24 protein-coding genes are annotated in these 19,807 nt (G+C 68.9%); 5 read left to right on the forward strand and 19 right to left on the reverse strand.

The genetic code is table 11. The annotated features are described in order from the left end of the window. Positions 1 to 448: 448 nt before the first annotated feature. Positions 449 to 1,603: a winged helix DNA-binding domain-containing protein gene (locus P2Q00_RS32810; RefSeq protein WP_275777096.1), complete on the forward strand. Its 1,155-nt coding sequence runs from the start codon at positions 449 to 451 to the stop codon at positions 1,601 to 1,603. A gap of 129 nt (positions 1,604 to 1,732) precedes the next feature. Here the strand turns inward: P2Q00_RS32810 and P2Q00_RS32815 are convergent, their stop codons facing one another. From P2Q00_RS32815 to P2Q00_RS32830, 4 genes are all read right to left on the reverse strand, one after another. After that, positions 1,733 to 2,536 carry a methyltransferase domain-containing protein gene (locus tag P2Q00_RS32815; protein ID WP_275777098.1) on the reverse strand — a complete coding sequence of 268 codons (804 nt, stop codon included), beginning with the start codon at positions 2,534 to 2,536 and terminating at the stop codon, positions 1,733 to 1,735. Positions 2,537 to 2,597: 61 nt separating this feature from the next. Continuing rightward, positions 2,598 to 3,005, reverse strand: a complete 408-nt coding sequence (locus tag P2Q00_RS32820; protein ID WP_275777099.1) for a hypothetical protein — start codon at positions 3,003 to 3,005, stop codon at positions 2,598 to 2,600. Then, positions 3,002 to 3,874 (reverse strand): LLM class flavin-dependent oxidoreductase, encoded by an 873-nt coding sequence (locus tag P2Q00_RS32825; RefSeq protein WP_275777100.1) that lies wholly within the window; start codon positions 3,872 to 3,874, stop codon positions 3,002 to 3,004. Before P2Q00_RS32825 ends, P2Q00_RS32820 begins: the two co-directional genes overlap by 4 nt. A 41-nt stretch (positions 3,875 to 3,915) precedes the next feature. Next, positions 3,916 to 4,515: a dihydrofolate reductase family protein gene (locus tag P2Q00_RS32830; protein WP_275777243.1), complete on the reverse strand. Its 600-nt coding sequence runs from the start codon at positions 4,513 to 4,515 to the stop codon at positions 3,916 to 3,918. Positions 4,516 to 4,666: 151 nt separating this feature from the next. On the opposite strand from P2Q00_RS32830, the gene P2Q00_RS32835 reads away from it, so the two are divergent. After that, entirely contained in the window at positions 4,667 to 5,041 is a 375-nt protein-coding gene (locus P2Q00_RS32835) for a DUF192 domain-containing protein (protein ID WP_275777101.1), read from the forward strand. Between the two features lie 4 nt (positions 5,042 to 5,045). Here the strand turns inward: P2Q00_RS32835 and P2Q00_RS32840 are convergent, their stop codons facing one another. Together P2Q00_RS32840 and P2Q00_RS32845 are read right to left on the reverse strand one after the other, a co-directional pair. Next, positions 5,046 to 5,576 carry a hypothetical protein gene (locus P2Q00_RS32840; RefSeq protein ID WP_275777102.1) on the reverse strand — a complete coding sequence of 177 codons (531 nt, stop codon included), beginning with the start codon at positions 5,574 to 5,576 and terminating at the stop codon, positions 5,046 to 5,048. A gap of 11 nt (positions 5,577 to 5,587) precedes the next feature. Further along, positions 5,588 to 5,761 carry a hypothetical protein gene (locus P2Q00_RS32845; RefSeq protein WP_275777103.1) on the reverse strand — a complete coding sequence of 58 codons (174 nt, stop codon included), beginning with the start codon at positions 5,759 to 5,761 and terminating at the stop codon, positions 5,588 to 5,590. 180 nt (positions 5,762 to 5,941) lie between these two features. Between P2Q00_RS32845 and P2Q00_RS32850 the strand changes: the two genes are divergently transcribed. Both P2Q00_RS32850 and P2Q00_RS50850 read left to right on the forward strand, forming a co-directional pair. Next, positions 5,942 to 6,334 carry an effector-associated constant component EACC1 gene (locus P2Q00_RS32850; protein WP_275777104.1) on the forward strand — a complete coding sequence of 131 codons (393 nt, stop codon included), beginning with the start codon at positions 5,942 to 5,944 and terminating at the stop codon, positions 6,332 to 6,334. A 30-nt stretch (positions 6,335 to 6,364) separates the two neighbouring features. After that, on the forward strand, positions 6,365 to 8,380 hold the full coding sequence (locus P2Q00_RS50850; protein ID WP_338059365.1) for a caspase, EACC1-associated type: 2,016 nt from the start codon (positions 6,365 to 6,367) through the stop codon (positions 8,378 to 8,380). A 372-nt stretch (positions 8,381 to 8,752) separates the two neighbouring features. On the opposite strand, the gene P2Q00_RS32865 is transcribed toward P2Q00_RS50850, so the two are convergent. Then, the gene (locus P2Q00_RS32865) at positions 8,753 to 9,232 is read right to left on the reverse strand and encodes a hypothetical protein (protein WP_275777105.1); all 480 of its coding nucleotides are present in this window, start codon (positions 9,230 to 9,232) and stop codon (positions 8,753 to 8,755) included. Between the two features lie 218 nt (positions 9,233 to 9,450). On the opposite strand from P2Q00_RS32865, the gene P2Q00_RS32870 reads away from it, so the two are divergent. Continuing rightward, positions 9,451 to 9,648 (forward strand): GntR family transcriptional regulator, encoded by a 198-nt coding sequence (locus P2Q00_RS32870; RefSeq protein ID WP_275777106.1) that lies wholly within the window; start codon positions 9,451 to 9,453, stop codon positions 9,646 to 9,648. Between the two features lie 91 nt (positions 9,649 to 9,739). On the opposite strand, the gene P2Q00_RS32875 is transcribed toward P2Q00_RS32870, so the two are convergent. The 12 genes from P2Q00_RS32875 to P2Q00_RS32930 form a co-directional block, all read right to left on the reverse strand. After that, a complete protein-coding gene (locus tag P2Q00_RS32875) occupies positions 9,740 to 10,387 on the reverse strand; it encodes an OmpA family protein (protein ID WP_275777107.1) in 648 nt (215 codons plus the stop codon). Between the two features lie 8 nt (positions 10,388 to 10,395). Further along, positions 10,396 to 10,977 (reverse strand): hypothetical protein, encoded by a 582-nt coding sequence (locus P2Q00_RS32880; RefSeq protein WP_275777108.1) that lies wholly within the window; start codon positions 10,975 to 10,977, stop codon positions 10,396 to 10,398. A gap of 31 nt (positions 10,978 to 11,008) precedes the next feature. Then, complete coding sequence (locus P2Q00_RS32885; RefSeq protein WP_275777109.1) at positions 11,009 to 11,614, reverse strand: pilus assembly protein TadG-related protein; 606 nt, start codon at positions 11,612 to 11,614, stop codon at positions 11,009 to 11,011. After that, positions 11,614 to 11,811 carry a Flp family type IVb pilin gene (locus P2Q00_RS32890; protein ID WP_275777110.1) on the reverse strand — a complete coding sequence of 66 codons (198 nt, stop codon included), beginning with the start codon at positions 11,809 to 11,811 and terminating at the stop codon, positions 11,614 to 11,616. Before P2Q00_RS32890 ends, P2Q00_RS32885 begins: the two co-directional genes overlap by 1 nt. A gap of 160 nt (positions 11,812 to 11,971) precedes the next feature. Continuing rightward, positions 11,972 to 12,865 carry a response regulator transcription factor gene (locus P2Q00_RS32895; RefSeq protein WP_275777247.1) on the reverse strand — a complete coding sequence of 298 codons (894 nt, stop codon included), beginning with the start codon at positions 12,863 to 12,865 and terminating at the stop codon, positions 11,972 to 11,974. A 68-nt stretch (positions 12,866 to 12,933) separates the two neighbouring features. Beyond that, entirely contained in the window at positions 12,934 to 14,418 is a 1,485-nt protein-coding gene (locus P2Q00_RS32900) for a DUF8745 domain-containing protein (protein ID WP_275777111.1), read from the reverse strand. A gap of 23 nt (positions 14,419 to 14,441) precedes the next feature. Then, positions 14,442 to 15,329: a DUF5936 domain-containing protein gene (locus tag P2Q00_RS32905; RefSeq protein WP_275777112.1), complete on the reverse strand. Its 888-nt coding sequence runs from the start codon at positions 15,327 to 15,329 to the stop codon at positions 14,442 to 14,444. Positions 15,330 to 15,371: 42 nt separating this feature from the next. Further along, positions 15,372 to 16,316, reverse strand: coding sequence for a type II secretion system F family protein (locus tag P2Q00_RS32910; RefSeq protein WP_275777113.1), 945 nt, complete (start codon positions 16,314 to 16,316; stop codon positions 15,372 to 15,374). A 58-nt stretch (positions 16,317 to 16,374) separates the two neighbouring features. Further along, a complete protein-coding gene (locus P2Q00_RS32915) occupies positions 16,375 to 17,712 on the reverse strand; it encodes a TadA family conjugal transfer-associated ATPase (RefSeq protein ID WP_275777114.1) in 1,338 nt (445 codons plus the stop codon). Between the two features lie 23 nt (positions 17,713 to 17,735). After that, positions 17,736 to 18,128 carry a TadE/TadG family type IV pilus assembly protein gene (locus P2Q00_RS32920; RefSeq protein ID WP_275777115.1) on the reverse strand — a complete coding sequence of 131 codons (393 nt, stop codon included), beginning with the start codon at positions 18,126 to 18,128 and terminating at the stop codon, positions 17,736 to 17,738. 1 nt (position 18,129) lies between these two features. Further along, positions 18,130 to 18,549, reverse strand: coding sequence for a TadE/TadG family type IV pilus assembly protein (locus P2Q00_RS32925; RefSeq protein ID WP_275777116.1), 420 nt, complete (start codon positions 18,547 to 18,549; stop codon positions 18,130 to 18,132). 5 nt (positions 18,550 to 18,554) lie between these two features. Then, positions 18,555 to 19,802 (reverse strand): CpaE/TadZ family protein, encoded by a 1,248-nt coding sequence (locus P2Q00_RS32930; RefSeq protein ID WP_275777117.1) that lies wholly within the window; start codon positions 19,800 to 19,802, stop codon positions 18,555 to 18,557. Positions 19,803 to 19,807 lie beyond the last annotated feature (5 nt).

The following is a 19,807-nucleotide window of genomic DNA, read 5'->3' on the forward strand; positions in this document are numbered from 1 at the left end:
GTGCATCGGCGTGCCACAACTACTCTCCGAATTCGAACGGCGACGCGCCGATGGCCACGGGACAGCCTTTTCATGGCGGGCTCATGGCCGAATCACAGCTGATTCCCAGGGGAAACGGGCGGGAAGCGGAGTGATCCGGAGGGTTTGCCGCGCCTTGGGTCCCGCTCGGCGAGTCGCCCGCGCATCCCCCAGCCGGGTGACCCGGCCCACGAACGCCGATTTGACGCGAATGGCGTGAATACGGCACCGCGCAGCCCCCTCCACTGCGCGGTGCCGCCCGCGCAGCTTTGCTCACGCGAATTACCTTGGTCTGAACCTACGTGACGTATGGGGCTGGAATCGACTCGCGGGGATAACGATGTGGAAACCGGGGTCCGGGACTGATCCAGGGCTGATCTAGAGCTGATCTAGGACAGAAACGGTCCTTGTTCCGTCCTACGGTCGCCTCATGACCCTGAGGATCAGCTGGAACGAGGCGAGCGCGCGCCGACTGGAACGGCAGTTCCTGGCCACCCCTGCCGAGCCGGGCACGGCGGTCGCCGATGTCGTCGACGCGATGCTCGCCGCGCATGCGCAGGTGCTGTCCGCGGCCGAGGTGTCGGTGGGGGTGCGGGCGGCCGGGGTGACCCGGGCCGATGTGCGCGCCGCGCTGTGGGACGAGCGGGCGCTCGTGAAGACGCACGGCCCGCGCGGGACCGTACATCTGCTGTCCGCGCGCGAACTTCCCCTATGGTGCTCCGCGTTGCCCGCCGTACCGTCCGGCGCAAGCCCGTTCGCACCGGGCGCACGGGTCACCGAGGAGCAGGCACGGCAGATCGTGGCGGCGATCGGGGACGCTCTTGAGGGCGTGTGCCTGACCGTCGACGAGCTGGGTGAGCAGGTCGTCGCCCGCACCGGTTCCTGGGCGGGCGACCTGGTGATGCCCGCGTTCCAGGACCTGTGGCCGCGGTGGCGGCAGGTGCTGCACCGGGCCGGCCAGTCCGGCGCCCTGTGCTTCGGCCCGAACCGCGGCCGCAAGGTGACGTACACACGCCCGCCGCACTTCGCTCCGCTGCCGCCGGAGGAGGCGGTGCGCGAGCTCGTACGCCGTTATCTGCGCGCATACGGGCCGGCGACGCCGCAGAACTTCGCCAAGTGGCTGGCTGCACCCGGGGGTTGGGCCGTCGAACTCTTCGGGACGCTCGCCGGGGCGGGGGAGATCGAGGAGGTCGTCTTCGAGGGGGCGCCGGGGTGCTGGGTCGTGGCGGGTGACACGGAGTTCCCGGAGGGGCGGGTGCGCGGGGTACGTCTGCTGCCGTACTTCGACGCGTACGGGATTGCTGCGCAGCCTCGGGAGCTGCTGTTCCCGGGGGCCGCGTACCGGCGTGCGCTGGCGGGTGGGCAGGCCGGGAACTTTCCGGTGTTGCTGGTTGACGGTGTGGTGGCGGGGGTGTGGCACCAGCGACGCCGTGGACGCCGTACGACCGTCACGGTGGAGCCGCTCGGGAGGCTGACGGCGCGGCAGGAACGGGAGTTGGGCGAGCAGGTCGGGCGGGTGGGGGAAGTGCTGGAGGCGGAGGCGGAGTTGGTGGTGGGGGAGGTTGCGTCGGGGCCGCATGCATGAGCGCTCCGCTGGTGGTGCCGCGATATGCCGTCGCTTGTCTGCGGCGCCATCGGGGCTGGTCGCGCCCACGCGGCGGAGCCGCATGATGTCGCGCCCCGCGCCCCTCAGGGGGTTGCAGGCGTCGCTCGGTCAGTCGTGCGGCTTGCGGATGTCGAAGAGGTGGCGGGCGCTGTGGGCGACGAAGGGGCCGTCGGACTCGATCTGTTGGTGCAGGGAGCGGAGTTGGTCCTCGTACGCCTCGACCGTGAAGTCGGGGACCATCCAGATCACCTTGCGGAGGAAGTGGACGACGGCCGCGATGTCGTGGAACTCGATGCGGAGCCGCTCGGCGCGCAGGTCGACGATCTCCAGGCCGGCGGCTTCGGCGTCGGCGCGTTCGTGGTCGGGGTGGCGGGGGGCGCTCTGCTCGGCCGGGAGGGGGCCCAGGAAGAACTCGACGAGCTCGAAGACGCTGCGGTAGCCGACGTGTTGGGCGAAGTAGGTGCCGCCGGGTTCCAGGACGCGGGCGATCTCCGTCCAGTTCGGGGACACCGGGTGCCGGCTGCTGACGAGGTCGAAGGCGCCGTCCGCGAAGGGCAGCGGCGCGTCCTCGGGCGCGGCGACTACCACGGTGCCGCGGGGGCGGAGCAGGGCGGTGGCCTTGGCGGCGTTCGGCGGCCAGCCCTCGGTCGCGGCGGTGAGCACCGGCGCCTTGGCGGCCCGGCCGAGGGCGAAGTCCAGGGCCTCGCCTCCCCCGGTCTGGATGTCCAGCGCGGCGGTGGCCCCGGCGAGGCGGGCGGCCAGGGAGACGGCGTACCCCCATGAGGGACGCTCCTCCGTGGCCCGGCCCTCGAACCACGAGAAGTCCCAGCCCTCGGTGGGGACGGCGGCGCCTTCGGCGAGAAGGTCCTCGAAGGTGCGGGGGTCTTCATGGGGCATGGGGTGATGGGGCATGGGGTGATCGTGGCAGGGCGGTGCCGGTTGGCGCTCCTGGTTTTCGGCGGCGTCAAAAGTGTCAGAAGTGGGGGCGGAGCAGGTCGTACGCCGCCTGGGCGGTCGGGGCGTCGGGGAGGCCGTCGGTGGCGGCGAGGCAGCGGCGGGCCGTGCGGGTGGCGGCGGGGTCGGACGCGGCGGGGTTGTGCCGTACGGCCCACAGCTGCCTGAGCAGGGCGCCGAAATGGGCTACGCGCCCCCGGGATGTGCGTCGATGTGGCGTCGATCGTCTGCGGCACCATCGTGGCTGGTCGCGCAGTTCCCCGCGCCCCTTCAGGGCGCTGCCGACCCGCAGCGGACTTCGCCCCCCGCTGCTTTGCGTTCCGTCGACCGGCCCTTCCCGGCGGGCCCAGCCGTCGCCGACGGCGTTCACCACCTGCTCGAACGGGAGGCGCCCGCGGGCGGGCAGCAGTTCGTTCGGGTCGGTCACGGGACCAGGGGCCTGACCTCTTCCGCCGCGAAGCGTACGAATCCCTCGGGGTCGGGTTCGTCCCCCGTCGGCTGGAGGATCACCCTGTCGGCGCCTGCGTCCGCGAGCCGCTGTACGGCCTTGGCGACGGCGCCGGCGTCTCCGGCGACCCCCAGGTCGGGGACGGATTCGAGCCCCTCGTCGAGGAGTTCGGAGCGGAGGCGGGCGGCGGCGTCGGGACCGGTGGCTGTGAGCAGGTACACGACCACGTGATGCGGATCGGTCCGCCCGGCCGACTCCCGCCCCTGGTCGATGAGTTGACGTGCCTGCCGTACGCCGTCGGCGGTCGTCGACGCGGTGAGGATGGTGCCGTCGGCCGCCTCCCCGGCCAGCCGCAGCGAACGCGGCCCGGTGGCGCCGGCGAGAACGGGCACGAGCCCGGCGGGCGGCCAGTCGAGCGCGACGTCGTCGAGCCGGACGTACCGCCCCTCGGTCGTCACCCGCTCACCGCCCAGCAGAGCCCGCAGCGCGACAAGGTGCTCACGGAGCAACGTGACGGGCGACTCGACGCGCGCCCCCACCTGCCCCATCCAGTCCTGCACACCGTGCCCGACGGCGACGACGGCGCGCCCCGGGAACATCCGGTGCAGCGCGGCAGCCTCCATGGCGGTGATGGCGACGTTGCGCAGCGGCACGGGCAGCAGCCCGACGCCCACCCGCAGTCGCTCGGTCCAGGCGAGGGCGGCAGCGGCGGTGGAGATCCCGCCCTCCCGGAAGCAGTCCTCCCAGAGCCAGAGTTCCTCCAGGCCGTTCTGGTCCGCGAGGCGGGCGACGTCCCTGAGGCGCTCGGGGGGCAGTTGAGGTCGGAACACAGCACCGAGTCCAGTCATGACCTCTTCCTACCCGGGCAGGAACGAACCGGACAACACCTTTACGGCCTGGCGGAGCCGTCGCCCTGCTCGCCCCGCTCGCCCTGCTCGTACCGCAGGAGCACGACGCCGTTGCCGAAGACATGGCTCTCGACCAGCCGGAGGGACGCGGCGATGTCGGCCTCCGGAAAGAGCCTCGTACCGCGCCCGACCAGGGCGGGATGCACATACACCCGGTACTCGTCGACGAGCCCGAGCCGCAGGAACTCCGCGGCGATCCCGGCCCCGCCGAGCCCGAGATCCCCGCCGACCGTCTTCTCCTTGAGCGCCCTGACCTCCTCGGGGACGACGTCCCGCACGACGGTGGAGTTCCACTCGGCGCTCTGCAGCGTCCGCGAGTACACGACCTTCGGGATGTCCCGCCAGATCCCGGCGAACTGCCTGGTGATGGCGGAGGCCTGCGGATCCGCGTCCGCGGTGGGCCAGTAGGCGGCCATGAGCTCGTACACACGGCGCCCGTGGAGCAGAGCGCCGAACCGTCCGATGACGTCGTTCATGTGCTGGTGCAGTTCGTCGTCGACGCAGTGCCAGGAGATGTCGTGGTCGGGACCCTCGATATAGCCGTCGAGGGAGACGCCCATCATCAACACGATCTTCGCCATCGGCTTCGTCATCGGCTTCCTCGCCCTGGTCCGCCCTGGTCCGCCCGTCAGCGGTCGACGCCGTTCACCGTACGCGGGGATCGTTCGTTGAGCGTGCAGATACATTCGGTTCGGGCACGAGTCGGCGGCGGCAGTGGGAGGTGGCCTCGGCATGGGGCGACGATGGCTGGACGGACCGGGGAAGCTGATCGTGCGCAGCGGGGGCGGGGCGGGCGCTGTCGCCGTTCCGCTGGAGATCGCCGCCTCCTACCGCGCCCGTACCAAAGGGTTGCTGGGGCGGGGCTCGGTCGACGGGGCGATGCTGCTCTCCCCCGCCAACAGCGTGCACACGTTCCGGATGCGCATGCCCATCGACGTCGCCTACCTCGACCGCGACCTCAAAGTCATCGGCGTGCACACCATGAAGCCCTGGCGGCTGGGGCTGCCCCGGCTCCGTTCGCGGCATGTGCTGGAGTCGGAAGCCGGGGCGATGGAGAGGTGGGGGCTCAGGGCCGGGGTACGGGTAGAGGTGGCGGCGGACGCCTGAGCGGCTACGGCCGGTCGCCGTACTCCCGTTCCCAGCGGCGCATGTCCTCGGCGTTTCCGATTCTGATGCCGAAGGGCCAGGTCGGGTCGAAGAACAGCCAGTAGCGGGACTCGAGTTCAAGGGCAAGGCACTTGAGGACGCCCTCGTCGGGTTTCGACCCAGCGTCCGTGAAGGGGCGGATGGTGGTGCAGCGAAGGCGGTCCCAGCTGTCGCCGAAGAGCTGTTCGCCCTGGGAGGCGAAGGCGAGTTCGTCCCCTTCCTCCTCGATGTCCGCGAAGAGCTCGACGCCGTTCAGGGTGACCGAGTCCACGACCCGCACCTCCAACTGGCCGTACCCGCCGACCGACTCCAGCCGTAAGGCTCCCTCGTCCAGCAGAACGAAGACGACGAGCGGCTGCGCGGCGAACCGCGGAATCGTCTCGTCCCGGTCGATCCGGCCCGGGACCAGGACGTCCGTGACGTATTGCTGCCGCAGGACTTCCTCGATCGTGCTCCAGGGAACCGGGCTCGACGGGGGCGGGCTTGAAGGGGGCACTGCCACTCCTGTCACTCGGCCTTCTTGGACTTCAGAGCGGCCCAGAAGTCGCCGTTCTCGTGCGCGTACTTGAGGTCCGAATTATTGGAGCCCTCGCAGTGAGAAATCAACGAATCGACGAACTCCGCGAACATCCGCCCGGACAAGAGCTGCCCGGGGACTCGTCGACCATGGGCTCCGACCATGATCTCCTTCGCCGATTCATCCGTCGCTTCACTTTCACGGACAACTCCCGTCACGCATCCTGTCGAATGGAAAAGCGATAACGGATCGTCCCCGCACTCTTCATTCACAACCAGTACGGCTTGCCGATGCCATCGCTATGATGCCGGAGCCACCGAAGTTCAGGCGTGCAAGGGGGAAGCATGCGGCTCGGTATCGAAGTACCCGACGGCGACGGAGAACAGCTTCGTTCACTGCAGCGCTGGCTGTTGCGGGACCCGGACACGGCAGACGCCACTTTCGACCTGCGAGGCCGTCATGAACAACCCGGGGCAATGGGTGGCGGGCTGGAGCTGATCGATGTCGTACTCAGCAATTCGGTGGGGCTGGGCGGACTGATTCTGGCGGTCGCCAACTGGCGCCAGTCACGTGCGAACGCCCCCAGCGTCCAGGTGGAGCACGAGGGCGTCACCGTGACGGTCGAGGGGGCCGACCTGCGGCAGATCGAGCGGCTGGTGGATCGGCTGATCGGACAGGGTCCGGAGCCTCACGTGGACACGCCCGAACGGGCGGAGCTCGACCAGTCCCAGGCATGACCGAACCTCCGACGTGACCGAACTCTCGACATGACCGAACTCTCGAATCCGGCCCGAAGCAGAGCCCTGTTGATCGGTGCCCACGAATTCGCCCACCGGGACCTCGAATCGCTGCCCGCAGTCGCACGCAACCTGGCACGCCTGGCCGAGCTGCTGCGCGACCCGAGCGTGTGGGGTCTGGCGGCCGATCACGCGCGCGTGCTCTCGCAACCCGGTCGGGACGAGACGCTGGAGCAGGTCGCCCGCCTTGCCGAGGAGGCGGAGGACACGCTCCTCGTCTACTACGCGGGACACGGATTTGTGCACGACGTGTCGAACGAGCTCTATCTGGCCCTGCCCCGCACCAACCCGGGGCGCCTGTACAGCGCGCTTCGCTACCAGGACATCCGCGAGCTGCTGCTGAGCCGACACAGCCGGGCCCGCCGCAAGGTGGTGATCCTCGACTGCTGCTGGAGCGGCCTGGCACTGCGGGGAGCCATGTCGGCCACGAGCCTCGGCCCGAAGGCGAACATCAAAGGCACTTTCGTCCTGACCGCGACCTCGGAGACCCGGACCGCGCTGGCACCGCCCGGAGAGACGTACACGGCGTTCACCGGTGAGTTGATCCAGGCCTTGGAGGACGGGATACCGGACGCTCCGCCGCTGCTGACGATGCAGACGTTGTACGAGCACCTGCACGACTCCCTGGTGGCCAAGAGTCGTCCGACGCCTCAGCAGCGCAACGGCGACACGGCCGGATCGATCGCCGTGGCTCGCAACCGCTACCGGCCGCCGGTGGTGGTCACCCCGCCCACGGCCGACCCTCCGCTGTCGAAAGGCCGCCGGCGCCGCAGGACCATCACGGCTGTGTCGGCCCTGTTGGTCGCGGCGCTGGGGTCTCTCCCGGTGATACTGAACCTCACTCTCGGTGGCTCCTCGGGCGATCAGGGCCCTAAGATCCGAGTCAAGATCGGTGTGAGCGCACCCCTGAGCGGCGAATTCGGCGAACTCGGGCAAGGCATCAAGAACTCAGCGGGCTTGGCCGTCAAGAAGGCCAACGACGAAGGCTATGTCGACGGCGTCACTTTTCAAATCGAGTCCTTGGACGACAAGGCCGAACCTTCCACAGGACAGCAGAACGCAGCCACGCTCGTCGCCGACCGGAGCGTCGTGGGAGTGGTGGGACCGCTCAATTCGGGCGTGGCCCAAGACATGCAACAGGTTTTCCATGACGCCCGCCTGACCGAGGTGTCACCGTCGAATACCAATCCGGATCTCACCTTGGGCACCCGCTGGTCGGACGGCGCAAAATCCAGACCTTTCGACACCTACTTCCGTATCGCGTCCAATGACATGGTGCAGGCGCCGGCCGCAGCCCGATACCTGTATGGGAGCGACAAGCGCCGCAAGGCTTTCGTCGTCGATGACAAGCAGATCTACGGTTCCGCACTGGCCCAGATGTTCACAAACTCGTTCCGTGCAGAGGGCGGGAAAGTCGTGGGCACGAGCCATGTGAACATCGGCGACAAGGATTTCGGTGCCATGGTCGGGAAGGCCCAGCAGTCGGGCGCGGATGTCGTCTACTACGGGGGTGAGTATGAGGAGGCTGCCGCGCTCAGCAAGCAGTTGCACGGCGCCAATCCCGGTATCCGCCTGGCGGGCGGCGACGGCATCTTCGACACCGAGTACGCGAAGTTGGCGGGTGAGGGCGCCGAGGGCGACATCTCGACAACGCCGGGCGTCCCGCTCGAATCGCTCGCCTCGGGCAAGTCGTTCATCAGCGACTACAAGAAGGCGGGTTATAAGATGCCGTACGGCGTGTACGGCGGTTATGCCTACGACGCCACCTGGGCGCTGATCCGTGCTTTCAAGCTGGGCGTCCGTCTGAACTCCGCCCACGAACTGCCTTCGACAGCCCGCAAGGACCTCCTCGCGGCGATGCCGTACGTGAACTTCAAAGGTGCAACAGGCAGGGTCGCCTTCGACGACTACGGCGACGAACTGACCCAGACGGTCACCGTCTACCGCCTGAACAACGGCTCTTGGGAAGCCGTACCGGCCGGATGACTCCTCGCCTCACCATTCGGCCGGCAGGGACACCAGGCCGTACACGGTGGCGAACCTTCGGAACGGGATCTCCTCGGAGGGGATGGCGAGCCGTAGTGCGGGAAGGCGGCGGACCAGCGCCGCGCCCAGGAACTTCAGGCAGTACGGGCTGCAGTCGGCGTCACTCTGCCAGGCTGCCCTTGAGACGGTGGTGGCGAGGTGTTTCGGTGGCCGGCCCGGGGTCTTGGCGCATGATCAGCCAAGCGCGGTATGTGTTCTCCCGTGCCTGCCGGCAAAGGCTCTCCCACCCCTTGGCCGAGGCCGCATCGGCGAAGCGGACTTCCCAATGGCCGTGCGCCGCTGGTGGCGCGGCGCGGTCACCGCGACCCGCACTCACGCCAATGCCCTGGGATCGGGCGCCTGACCGTAGCCCTCACTGTGGTCCCCGGTCAGCGCCGCGAGGAGTTCCGGGTCGGAATGGACTTCTGCTGTGTGCTGCCAGGCGATGAGCAGTTGGGCCACGGAGGCGCTGTTGCCGACTGAGTCGGCGGCTCTCATGGTGTCGACGAGTTCGACGGCGAAGGCATGAACGTCGGCCTCGGGCAGGAAGCGGACCCAGGGGAAGGCGTCCGGCAGGATGTCCAGGAGCAGCTCCATACTGCCGGGATCCCGGCGCGCCATGGCCACCAGCATTCGGGTGGCGGCCGACACGACGGTCTGGTCCTGCTCGGCCCTGGCCGCGGTGGTGAGGACGAGGTCCTCCCCGTCCCTGCGGTGCAGCAGCAGCCGCGGCGACTCCTTGAGACGAGCGAGCGTCTGCTTGTTCTTGTTCACCAGCTCGGAGAAATTCACGGCGGCGTTCTCGGTGGGCATGACTTTGAAACTACTTCGAAACTCACCTCGGCCCCATTACCCGGAGGAGTGACACATGGGCCTCCGGTGTCCTGCGGGCCACGGCGGCCGGACGGTGTTCAGCGAGCAGTACCGCCCGAACGGGATAGAGGTCCACCTCGTACTCGCGGGTGAGCTCCGCCTCGTTGACCGCACGCCCAAGAGGCGGACGAGGCTGATCACTTGCTATCGAAAGCGGCGTGTACCCGCTGGGCCGCGCAGTGCCCGACGTCGACCGGCTGATGCAGGAGTTCGGGCTCGCCCAAGGGACTGCCCGCAAGACGCTGGTTCTGCTGGCCGAGATGGGCTACGTGCGAACGGTCGTCGGCAAGGGGTCCTTCGTCATCGAGCGCAAGACGGAAGACCAGCCCGCCGAAGCCAACGAGGCCGACGGCTGACAGCCCGCGTACGACGACCGGGGCCCGTCCCACACCCCTGACGCCGTGGGACGGGCCCCGGCGTTTGTTCCCGTGTGTCGTACGAGCCGGGTCAGCCCTCCCCTCGCGGGAACGTGACCTCGACTCGCCTGTTCTTCCTGCGGCCCGCCTCCGTGGAGTTGTCGGCGATCGGGTACTGCTCGCCGTAGCCGCGTACCTCGAACGTGATGTTCGGGTCGTGGAGTTCCTGGTCCAGGACGTCCTGTACGGCGTTGGCGCGCTGCCTGGACAGGACGTCGCCGTGGGCGGAGGAGCCGAGGTTGTCGGTGAAGCCGAAGACGCGGACCTTTGTCGCGTTCTGCTTCTTGATCTCGTCCGCGATCGCGGCAATACGGGACTTCGCCTCGCCGCTCAGCTTTGCGCTGTCCTTGCTGAACAGGACCTCGGCCTGCAAGGCGAACGTGACGTTCGAATTGGTGTCCTCGCGGCGTTCCTCGCCGCCCTGGTCCTCTACGACGGACTTGATGTCCAGGACTTTGGGCGAGGCGAGGGTCGCGCCCTCGGGGAGCTTGAGGTCGGGGTCGTTCGGGTCCACTTTGACCGGGGCCGAGGCGGTGGCTTCGGTACCGGGCGGGACGCTCGGGCTGTCGTCCGCTTGGGCCGTCACGGCGCCGAAGACGTTTGTGGCGACCATGAGTGAGGCGGCGGTGAGGGTCAGGGCGAGGCGGGGCGCCCGTGTTCGCGGTGAGGTGTCGGTCATCGTGCGCCTCAGCCAGAGATCGAGATCGTGCCGCTGGAGAACGTCGGCAGTTGGAAGGTCACTTCCGAGGCGCTCGTCGGCGGGGAGGGGAACTGCATGAACACGGCCAGGCTCTCACCGGCCTTGATCGTCGAGAAACCCGTCGTTGTCAGCGGGCGGCCCTCCGTGTCGCGCAGCACGTAGTACCGCTTCTTGCCCTTCGAGTCGATGAGTGTGGCGCCGCCGAGGGATCTGCCGTTCCTGGTGATCTCGGTTTCATTGCCGCTCAACGCGGACGGAATCACGACGCTCTGGGCACCGTCGTTCTTCAAGTTGCCGTTCACGGTGACGAAGCCACCCGAATCGCGCTGGGCGGAGGTGATCTGCAGAAGCAGCCCGTCCGAGCCCTTCAACTCGGCCAAGGGCGCCTCCGATTGCCCCTCCTGAGCATTCGGCTTGGACCCACCGTTCTTGGAGGCGGACGCCGACGTCTCCGGCTGCTTGCCGCCGTCCCCGCTACCACCGCAGCCGGCCACACCGACGGCCAGACCTGCCGCAACGGTCAACGCGACCATCCCCCTGCGGGCCTTCGTTGTGAACCGAATGCTCATGCCTCTGCTTCCTTCTCCACTCGTCGTTCGCTTAGAGGTCGGCCAGATGGACGTCGAAGAGGTCCTTGGGTTCCGGCAGACCGGTCGGGTCGGCCGGGTCCGGTTCCCAAATCCGGTTGTCCTTGCAGGTGAGCTTCGGCAGGACGTCGCTCCCGGCATCCTCACCAAGAGGGTCGAACGAACAGAGCGGTTCGATCACGGCTTTGGCGGACGCCGTGGCGTGCTTGCTCTCCGTACCAGGGACGATCGAGTCTCCGACGGTCTTGTTCGTCTCCACCTCGACCGTGTAGCTCAGGTCCCACAGCTGCCCTGCGCATTGGCCGACGACGTGCGCGTCGTTCTGCGCCGCGAGTTCGTATGCACGGGGGCAACCGTCGAGTACGGCCGCACGGCCGTTGAGGATGTCCAGCCATTTCTTGGGATCGAGCAAGACGTCCTTCCACTGCCCTGCGAGCTTGTCCCGGGTGTCCTGCGCCGCCGCCAGAGCCGCCGCGTCGGCTGCCGTCTGGGCGCTGTTCCGGGTCGCCGCGGCCTGGCCGACCGCAAGATACGCGAACGCGAGAAAGAGCAGGCCCGCCACCACCGTGATGTAGATGGGGAAGGCCTGCCCTGCGTCGTCGTACTTGCGTGGCCGCATCAACCGCCGGTGACTTCGGCAATCTTGGCCGTGATGGCATCGAAGATCGTCTGCCCGATGCTCGTACCCGTGATGGCCAACACGATCGCCACGACCACCGCGATGATCCCCAGATACTCCACCGCCGTCTGGCCCTTGTCGTTGCGGGCGGCGCGGGACTGCAGGTACGCGACGGTGGTGTTGATCCAGTTGCTCATGGTGTTCCCCTCCGGGTCGGGTCTCCGTGCCGCTCTCGGCACGAGAACCGTACGGCGGAACACCCGTCCCGCTGAAGGGTCCCAGGGCCCATTCAAGGGCCCAAAACGAGACCCGACCACGGCCTCGGGACTGCCCGATCCCCCCTGCCGCCACCTCAGTTCACCCCACCCCTCGGCCCGGACCGGGGGCTGTGCCGAGCCATTTGGCGGCTGCCTCCGAGCGGCTGGTGCTGTGGAGTTTCGCGAAGATGCGGTTGATGTGGTTCTTGACCGTCTTCTCGCTGATGAAGCAGGTGGCGGCGATTTGCTGGTTGTTCATGCCGGACGCTATGAGGTCCATGATCTCCGCCTCCCTCGTGCTGAGTTGGAACCTCGACCTGTCGGGAGCGGCCGGACGGCCACTCATCCATCCAGACGAAGACTGTCCCACATCCGGTTGCACTTGCGAAAGGTTTTCTGAAGAAATAGTGGAGGAGGGAGGGGGTGAATAAGTGAACTTCCCTGGTGGAGTGGGGACTTCGGGGTGTACATATTGTGACGCCGATGCCGACCTGTCGTATGCAGTCGCATCCAGAGCCCCTGCCGCGGTTGGGGTGAAGTGGGCCCTGCCCTCCTTGATGTCCCGTACCGCTGTGATCAGTTGGTCCGCCGTGAACTCGCCATGGACCAGGTAGCCGCAGGCGCCTCGGCGCAGGGCCTCCTGCACGATCTCCGACTCTCGGCTGTACGTCAGCATCATCACCGAGGCGATCTGCACCAGGTACGGGAGCGCCGAGATGCCGTCCACGCCGGGCATGCGGACGTCCAGGAGGACTACGTCGGGGTGGTGTTGGAGGGCGGCTTCGTAGGCCTGGCGGCCGTCTGCGGCTTCCGCCACGACCGCTATGTCCGGGCGGCCGGACAGGAGGGCCGTCAGTCCTGCGCGGACCACGGGGTTGTCGTCCGCCACGACGACCTTGAGCGGGGCGGGTGAGGGGAGGGCCTCGAACGGGTTCTGCGGTGGCGCCTGCTGGGGACCGTGGGGACCGGGGTGGGGAGTCGTGGGGTCCGGCATCGGGCGGCCTCCTCTCGTGTCGTGGGGGATGTTCATGTCGCGGGAGACGCTCGTGTCGTGGGGGATGTTCATGTCGTCACGGCCGCCAGCGGGAGTTCCAGGCAGACCTCCGTGCCCCTGGCGTGGGCGCCGCGGCCGATGCTGATGCGGGCGCCTACCGATGCCGCTCGTTCGACCATTCCGACCAAGCCGAAGTGGCCTGCTCTGCGGAGTTGTTCGAGGGTGGTACCGGAGGGCAGGCCGCGGCCGTCGTCGTAGACGCTGATACGAAGGAGGCCGCTGTCGACGCCTGCGCTTACGTCCACACGGGTCGGGGCCGCGTGGCGGTGGGCGTTCTCCATCGCCTCCGAAGCGATGGTGAGGAGCTGCCGGGCTACGGCCGGTGGGACGGGCGGGACGGCGTGCTCGCCTGTGGGGCGGTAGGTGGCCGGGACGCCGGTGCGGGTGCTGAAGTCCCGGGTTCGGGCGGCCAGTTCGGCCGGTACGTCGGTGACGTGGTCCGGGTCGGATTCGCGGCGCAGGTCGGCCAGGAGTTCGCGGGATTCGGCGTCGGCCCGGCGGGCCGAGCGGGCGACCAGTTCGGCCTGTTGCTTGACCAGCTCCGCGTCCACGTGAGCGGCGCCTGCGGAGCCCGCCAGGCCGTCTGCGGCCAGGGCCACACCGTGCAGGGTCTTGGCCACGGAGTCGTGCATCTCCCTTGCCAGGCGGGCTCGTTCGGCGCTGACCGCCTCCGTGACCGCCAAGCGGGCCTGCATCGTGGTCAGGGCCTGGGTTGCGGCGCCGAAGCGGAACATGAGGTTGCGCAGGGCCGAGCCGACCGCGCCCGCGATCACGCAGAGGCCGGGGAGGAGCAGCGTCTCCGCCGGGCCGGCGGCGTGCAGGTGCTTCGACGCCGCGTGCACGAAGAAGAGGATCAGGGCCTGGAGGGATGCGAAGACCGCGGCGCCTCGCCAGCCGTAGACGATGCCGGCCAGGAGAGGGGTGCAGACGCTGACGTAGGCGAGTGTGGTGTCCGGGCCCGCGGAGATGAGGAGCAGGGAGCCGAAGAGGGTGTCCAGCGCCAGGAGGGTGGGGTGGCGCAGGAGGAGGGGGCCGAAGCGCTCCCAGTCTCTGAAGAGGACGTAGGAGCCCATGAAGGTGACTACGACCGCTGCGCCTACGAGGCGGGTGGCCAGGCCCGGGGCGGCGTTGAGGAGGGCGGCGGGGGCGGCCAGGGCGATCATGGCCAGGCGGAAGCCGAAGACCTGGCGGCACATTGCTTGTAGGGCGTTGATCTGGAGGGGGATGGTGGGGATGGCTTCGCCGGGTGCGGGTTCCGGTGCGGGTGTGTGGGTGGGCACCCGGCCTTCGGCCGGGTTTGGGTTCCCACCCGCACCGCCCGTACTACTTTCGTCGTCGAGTGCGGGTGGCCCCTGTGGGGGTCGAGCGCCATCGGCGACTGCTGGTCCTCGGGTGTGCGGCTGTGTCGGCAGCGCCGGTGGAGTCGTGATCTCCGGGGGCTTCGGGCGTCGCCGTAGCCGCCCCCGCCCGGTGCGTTCCCCTGTCGTCGCCATGGCCTTCATCCCTCCCCCCGTCCCTACTTGCCCGTGAGCGAGCCGAAGTCGGTGCCGGAGCCGAGGAGCAGGCCGGCGCCGAGGAGGATCATGGTGGCCGGGACCATGAAGGTGGTGATCATCATGGTGGCCTTGGGGACCGCGCGGGCCGCCTTGCGGCGGGCGTTCTGCGCGTCTGTGCGGCGCATGTCCTTTGCCAGGGATACGAGCGTGTCGACGATCGGGGCGCCCAGTTCCTCGCCCTGCTGCAGCGCCGTCACGAACATCGCGACCTGTTCGGAGTCGTTCCTGCGGCGCAGCTCGGCGAAGGCCTGGCGGCGGCTCATGCCGAGGTCCATCTGGCGGAGGGTGATGCGGAGTTCGTCCGCCCAGGGGCCCTCGTACTTGGAGGCCACCCGGTCCAGCGCCTGGCGGAAGCCGAGGCCCGCGCTCACCACGACCGCGAGCACATCGAGGAAGTCCGGCAGCGTGCGCTCGATGACGTCCTTGCGGATACGGATCGCCGACCAGATGCCGACCTCCGTCCAGAACGCGCCGAAGGCGAGCAGGATCACGGCGACGAAGAACTGACCCCTCAGCAGGAACACCAGGAAGCCGACTCCGCCCAGGAAGCCGTAGACCGCACGCCGGGCCGCATAGCGGTCGATGGTCAGACCGCCGGGATTGCCCGCGAGGTCGATCTTGCGGCGGTACCTGGCGACCAGCTTCGGGCCCATCAGGCGCAGAACCGCGGGCGCGTACCGCATGCCGAGGCGGTCGATGAGCGAGTCGACCGCACCGGTGCGGGTGGAACCGACCTCCAGGGCCAGCGCCAGGTCGCCGGGCAGCCGGGCGTCCGCGCGGTACATACGGATGCCGGCGAAGATGCCCCAGACGCTCAGGCCCATCACCAGTGCCAGCAGAAGTCCCATGGTCCCGTCCTCCCTCCAAGTTTCTCGGGCTTCTCAGACGTCTCAGACGTCGATACGGGACAGACGGCGGATGAGGATGAAGCCGATCGCGTAGAGCGCGAAGGCGATGATCACCGCGCCCTGGCCGATCGAGGAGCCCGTCATACGGTCCAACGCCCCGTCCTTGATGCTGTTCATCAGGAACAGCGAACCCACGCCCAGCACCGGCACGGCGTACGACGTCATGTTCACCTGGGAGAGCTGGGTGCGGACCTCGCGCCGTGTCTCCTTGCGCTCCTCCAGCGTCTCCGTCAGGTTCCGCAGGGCGCTGACGACCTGGCCGCCCGCCCGGTTCGACAGCACCAGAGTCGTCACGAGAACGACCAGTTCGCGGGAGGGCAGCCGCTCCGCCATCTCGCCCAGGGCGTCGTCCATCGAGGCGCCCATCGCCAACTGGTTGGCCACCTTGGCGAGTTCCTCCCCGGCCGGTGCCTCCAGCTCCTCCGCCGCCATCCCGATGGCCGTCCGCAGTGCCAGCCCCGCCTGCGTGGCGTTGGCCAGGATCCGTGCCATCTCGGGCAGTTGGTTGATGAACTTCTCGATCCGCTTCTGCCGCTGCCAGTTCAGGAACTGCAGCGCCACCCAGATGCCCAGCAGTCCGGCCAGCGGGCCGAAGAAGGGCGCCAGGGACGCCTGGCCGATCAGCCACAGGCCCGCCACCGTGGCGAGCATGTAGACGAAGAACTCGCCCGGCGTGATGTCCAGACCCGTCGCCGCCAGCCGCAGTTCCAGCTTCTTGCCGAGATTCGTACGGCGAAGGCGCCGGTCCAGGTTGCGGAAGCGCCGTCGGCGACCGCTCACCGGTATCTGGCCGGTGGCCGTGAGGCGGTCGACGAGTGCCTGCCGCTGAGCCTTGCCCAGGGCGTAGGAGTGCAGGCCGATGACTGCCAGGACGCAGGTCAGCAGGGTGATGCCGGTGGTGAGCGTGACTAGGGTTTGCAGATCCATCGGGCGGTTCCTACCTGGGTTCCATGGGGACGGGTTCCTGCCTGCCTGGCATCTCGGTCTACCTGGCTTCTCGGGTGGCGAGCTGGTCTGCGGACTGGGCGACGCCGAACGCCTGCGGGACGGGCTGGTTCGCCATGTAGAGGCGGTCCGCGGTGCGGCGTGGCAGCGGGAAGTACTCGAAGGCGCCGTAGATACGGCCGTCGGCGGCCATCGGCCGGGCGTTGAAACGGGCCACCGTCGCCAGGCGGTACGGCTCGCTGCCGTGGCTGTCGAGGATCGCGATCTCGGTGATACGGCGGACGCCGTCGGCGAAGCGGGTGAGCTGGATGATCACGTCGATGGCGCTGTTGATCTGGTCGTGCAGCGCCTCGAAGGGGACTTCCACCTCGGACATCGATGCCAGGGTCTTCAGCCGCATCAGCGCGTCCTCCGCGCTGTTCGCGTGGACGGTGGCGAGGGAGCCGTCGTGGCCCGTCGACATCGCCTGGAGCATGTCGAGGGACTCACCGCCTCGGACCTCACCGACCACGATGCGGTCGGGGCGCATACGGAGGGAGTTGCGAACCAGGTCGCGGATGGTGACCTGCCCCTTGCCCTCGACGTTCGGGGGGCGGGACTCCAGCCGGATCACATGCCCCTGCTGCAGCTGGAGTTCCGCCGAGTCCTCGATGGTGATGATGCGCTCGCTCTCGGGGATCAGGCCCGACAACGCATTCAGCAGCGTCGTCTTGCCCGTGCCCGTCGCGCCCGACACGATCACGTTCGACTTCGCCTGCACCAGCCCCGCCAGCAGATACAGGATGGGCTCGTCCAGCGAGCCGAAGCCGATCATCTCCTGGAGCGTGAAGGAGCGCGGGAAACGGCGGATGGTGAGGGTGGCGCCCGTCAACGAAAGAGGCGGGATGATCACGTTCACTCGCTCGCCGGACGGCAGACGCGCGTCGACCATCGGATTCGACTCGTCCACCCGCCTGTTGACCGTCGAGACGATCCGCTCGATCGTCTGCATCAGCTGGTCGTGAGAGGGGAAGCGGAGAGGCAACTGCTCCACCCTGCCGCCGCGCTCGACGAAGATCGCGTCAGGGCCGTTCACCATGATTTCCGTGATCGACGCGTCTTCGAGGAGCGGCTCCAGGATGCCGAGGCCCAGCGCCTCGTCCACCACCCTGCGGATCAGCTGCGAGCGCTCGACCGTCGACAGCACCGGGCCCTCGCGGCTGATGATGTGCCCGAGGACCCGTTCCAGGCGGGCGCGGCGCTCGGCCGCGGCCAGCGCGCTCATCTCCGCGAGGTCGATCTCCTCCAGGAGCTTGGCGCGGTACGAGGCGACCAGGTGGCCGTCCTCCCCCCGGTGGCCGTTCTCTTCGGGGGAGTTGATGCGTGCGCGCAGGCTCATCGTCGGTGCTCCTTGTTCCTGCGTCAGCCAGTGGTCGCGGTCGAGTCGAGTGGCATGGTCGCGGTCTTCTGTGCGGGGTCGAAGTTCCAGCCGGGGACGATCGACGGGATCCGGACGGTGGCGGTGACGGTGACCGCGTCGCCGCCCGGCGCCTCGGCGCAGGTGACCGACAGCCAGTCGCTGACCGCGTTCGTGCAGCCCTGCTGGGCGGTCCCCGGTTCCAGCGAGGCGGCACGCGCCCCGGCCCGGGCCGCCGTACCCGCCTGCTGGGCGGTGTAGGCGATCAGGCCCAGCTGTACGACCGCCATCCCGACGATGATCAGGACGGGCAGGAACCCCAGGTATTCGAGGGCGACTTGACCCTGGTCACGGCGTGTGCGCCGATACGGCAGTCGATCCCGCAGTCGATACGACATCTCAGTGCGTCGCCTCCTCGACCGCGCCGGCGTGGCCCTTCACCTTGAACGGGAAGCTGAACGTGCCCGGGAAGAGAAGCGGTACGTCGAGCGAGACGTCGGCGGTGACATAGCCGCCCCCGGTACTGCACTGCACATCGGCGCCGCCCTTCCATGCGTCCGACAGGTCCTTGCGTCCCGCCTGGTCGCACTTGGCCTGGCGATCGCCCGCGGCCGCCGTCCCCGCCCGCACCGCCTCGTCCGCAGCATTCCCCGCAAGCGTCCACGTGTACCCCACCAGCACCAGCTGCCACAGCACCACCAGCGTGATGATGATCGTCGGCAGCATGCCCAGGAACTCGATGGTGACCTGGCCCCGGTCACGCTCCCCCGACGGCAACGATGGCAACGACGGCACCGACTGCAACGCCCGTATCCCCATCCGTCTCAGTCCCTACGCCGCCGGAAACTCACCGCTCCGCGATCCCCCCGCAGCCGCCCGCCACCCCGCTGCGCCCCCTCGACCGCCTTCACCAGCCCCAGCTCCCCCGCCAGCCCCCAAAGCGCCTGCTTCACCGTGCTCCTGCTGTCCAGCTCATGGATCCGCCCCGCATCCACGGCTCCCTGCAGCTCCTTGAAGTTCGCCGGGATCGCCGTCCCCGCGACCGCCGTACCCGTGATCTTCTGGATCAGCGGCGGCTGGATCTCGGTGCCGCGCGTATGCCGGTTGACGACCACCGTCGTCTCCTCCGCCTTGCGGATCTGCAGCCGGTCCCACATCCGCACCGTCCGCTTGGCGCCGCGCACCGCGACCACGTCCGGCGTGGTGATCAGCAGCGCCCGGTCGGCCATCTCGACCGCGGCCGCGCCCGCCCCGCCCAGCTGGGCGCCGCAGTCGATGACGACGACCTCGTAACGGGACCGCAGGGCGCTGACGATCTGCCGGGCGGCCCGGTCCGTCACCTCCTCGCCGCGCTCGCCCTCCCCCGGCGCGAGCAGCAGCGCGAGGCCGGTGTCGTGCCGGAAGACCGCGTCCGCGAGCACCCGCGGCGAGATGTCCGTGATCGCCGCCAGGTCCACCACCGACCGGCGGAACTGGACGTCCAGATACGACGCCACGTCCCCCGCCTGCAGATCCATGTCGACGAGCGCCACGCTTCGCCCCGACGCCTGCGCCGCCAGCGCCAGTTGGATGGCGGTGAGGGTCGCCCCGACGCCGCCCTTCGACCCGCTCACCGTGACGACGGTCCCGCCGACGCCGGTGAACACATCGCCCCCGGCGCCCAGATGGCGCCGTACGCCCACCGACCACTGCGCGACGGCCTGGACGCGGCTGGCCAGCTCCTCGTAGCTCAACGGCAGAGCGACCACCCCCCGCGCGCCGTAGTCCATCGCCGCCTGGAAGAGGCCGGGGCTCGCGTCCGAGGTGACGAGGATGACCCCCACCGCCGGGAAGCGCAGCGCGACCTCGCGAATGAGCTCCAACGCTGGGACCGGGCCGATCCGTTCGTGCACCACCACGACCTCGGGCAGCTCGTCGACGGACTCGGCGGCGAGCCGCGCGAGGGTGTCGACGAGCTGGGTCGAGTCGACGACGGGAGTCACCGGCTCGGCGTCCGGGAGCTGGCTGAGCAGTGTCGTGATGGACCGGACCGCGTCCAGGTCACCGACTGCCGGGAGGATCCTCGTGGGCATGCGGG

It is taken from the genome of Streptomyces coacervatus (genome assembly GCF_029223485.1).
GTDB lineage: Bacteria > Actinomycetota > Actinomycetes > Streptomycetales > Streptomycetaceae > Streptomyces > Streptomyces coacervatus.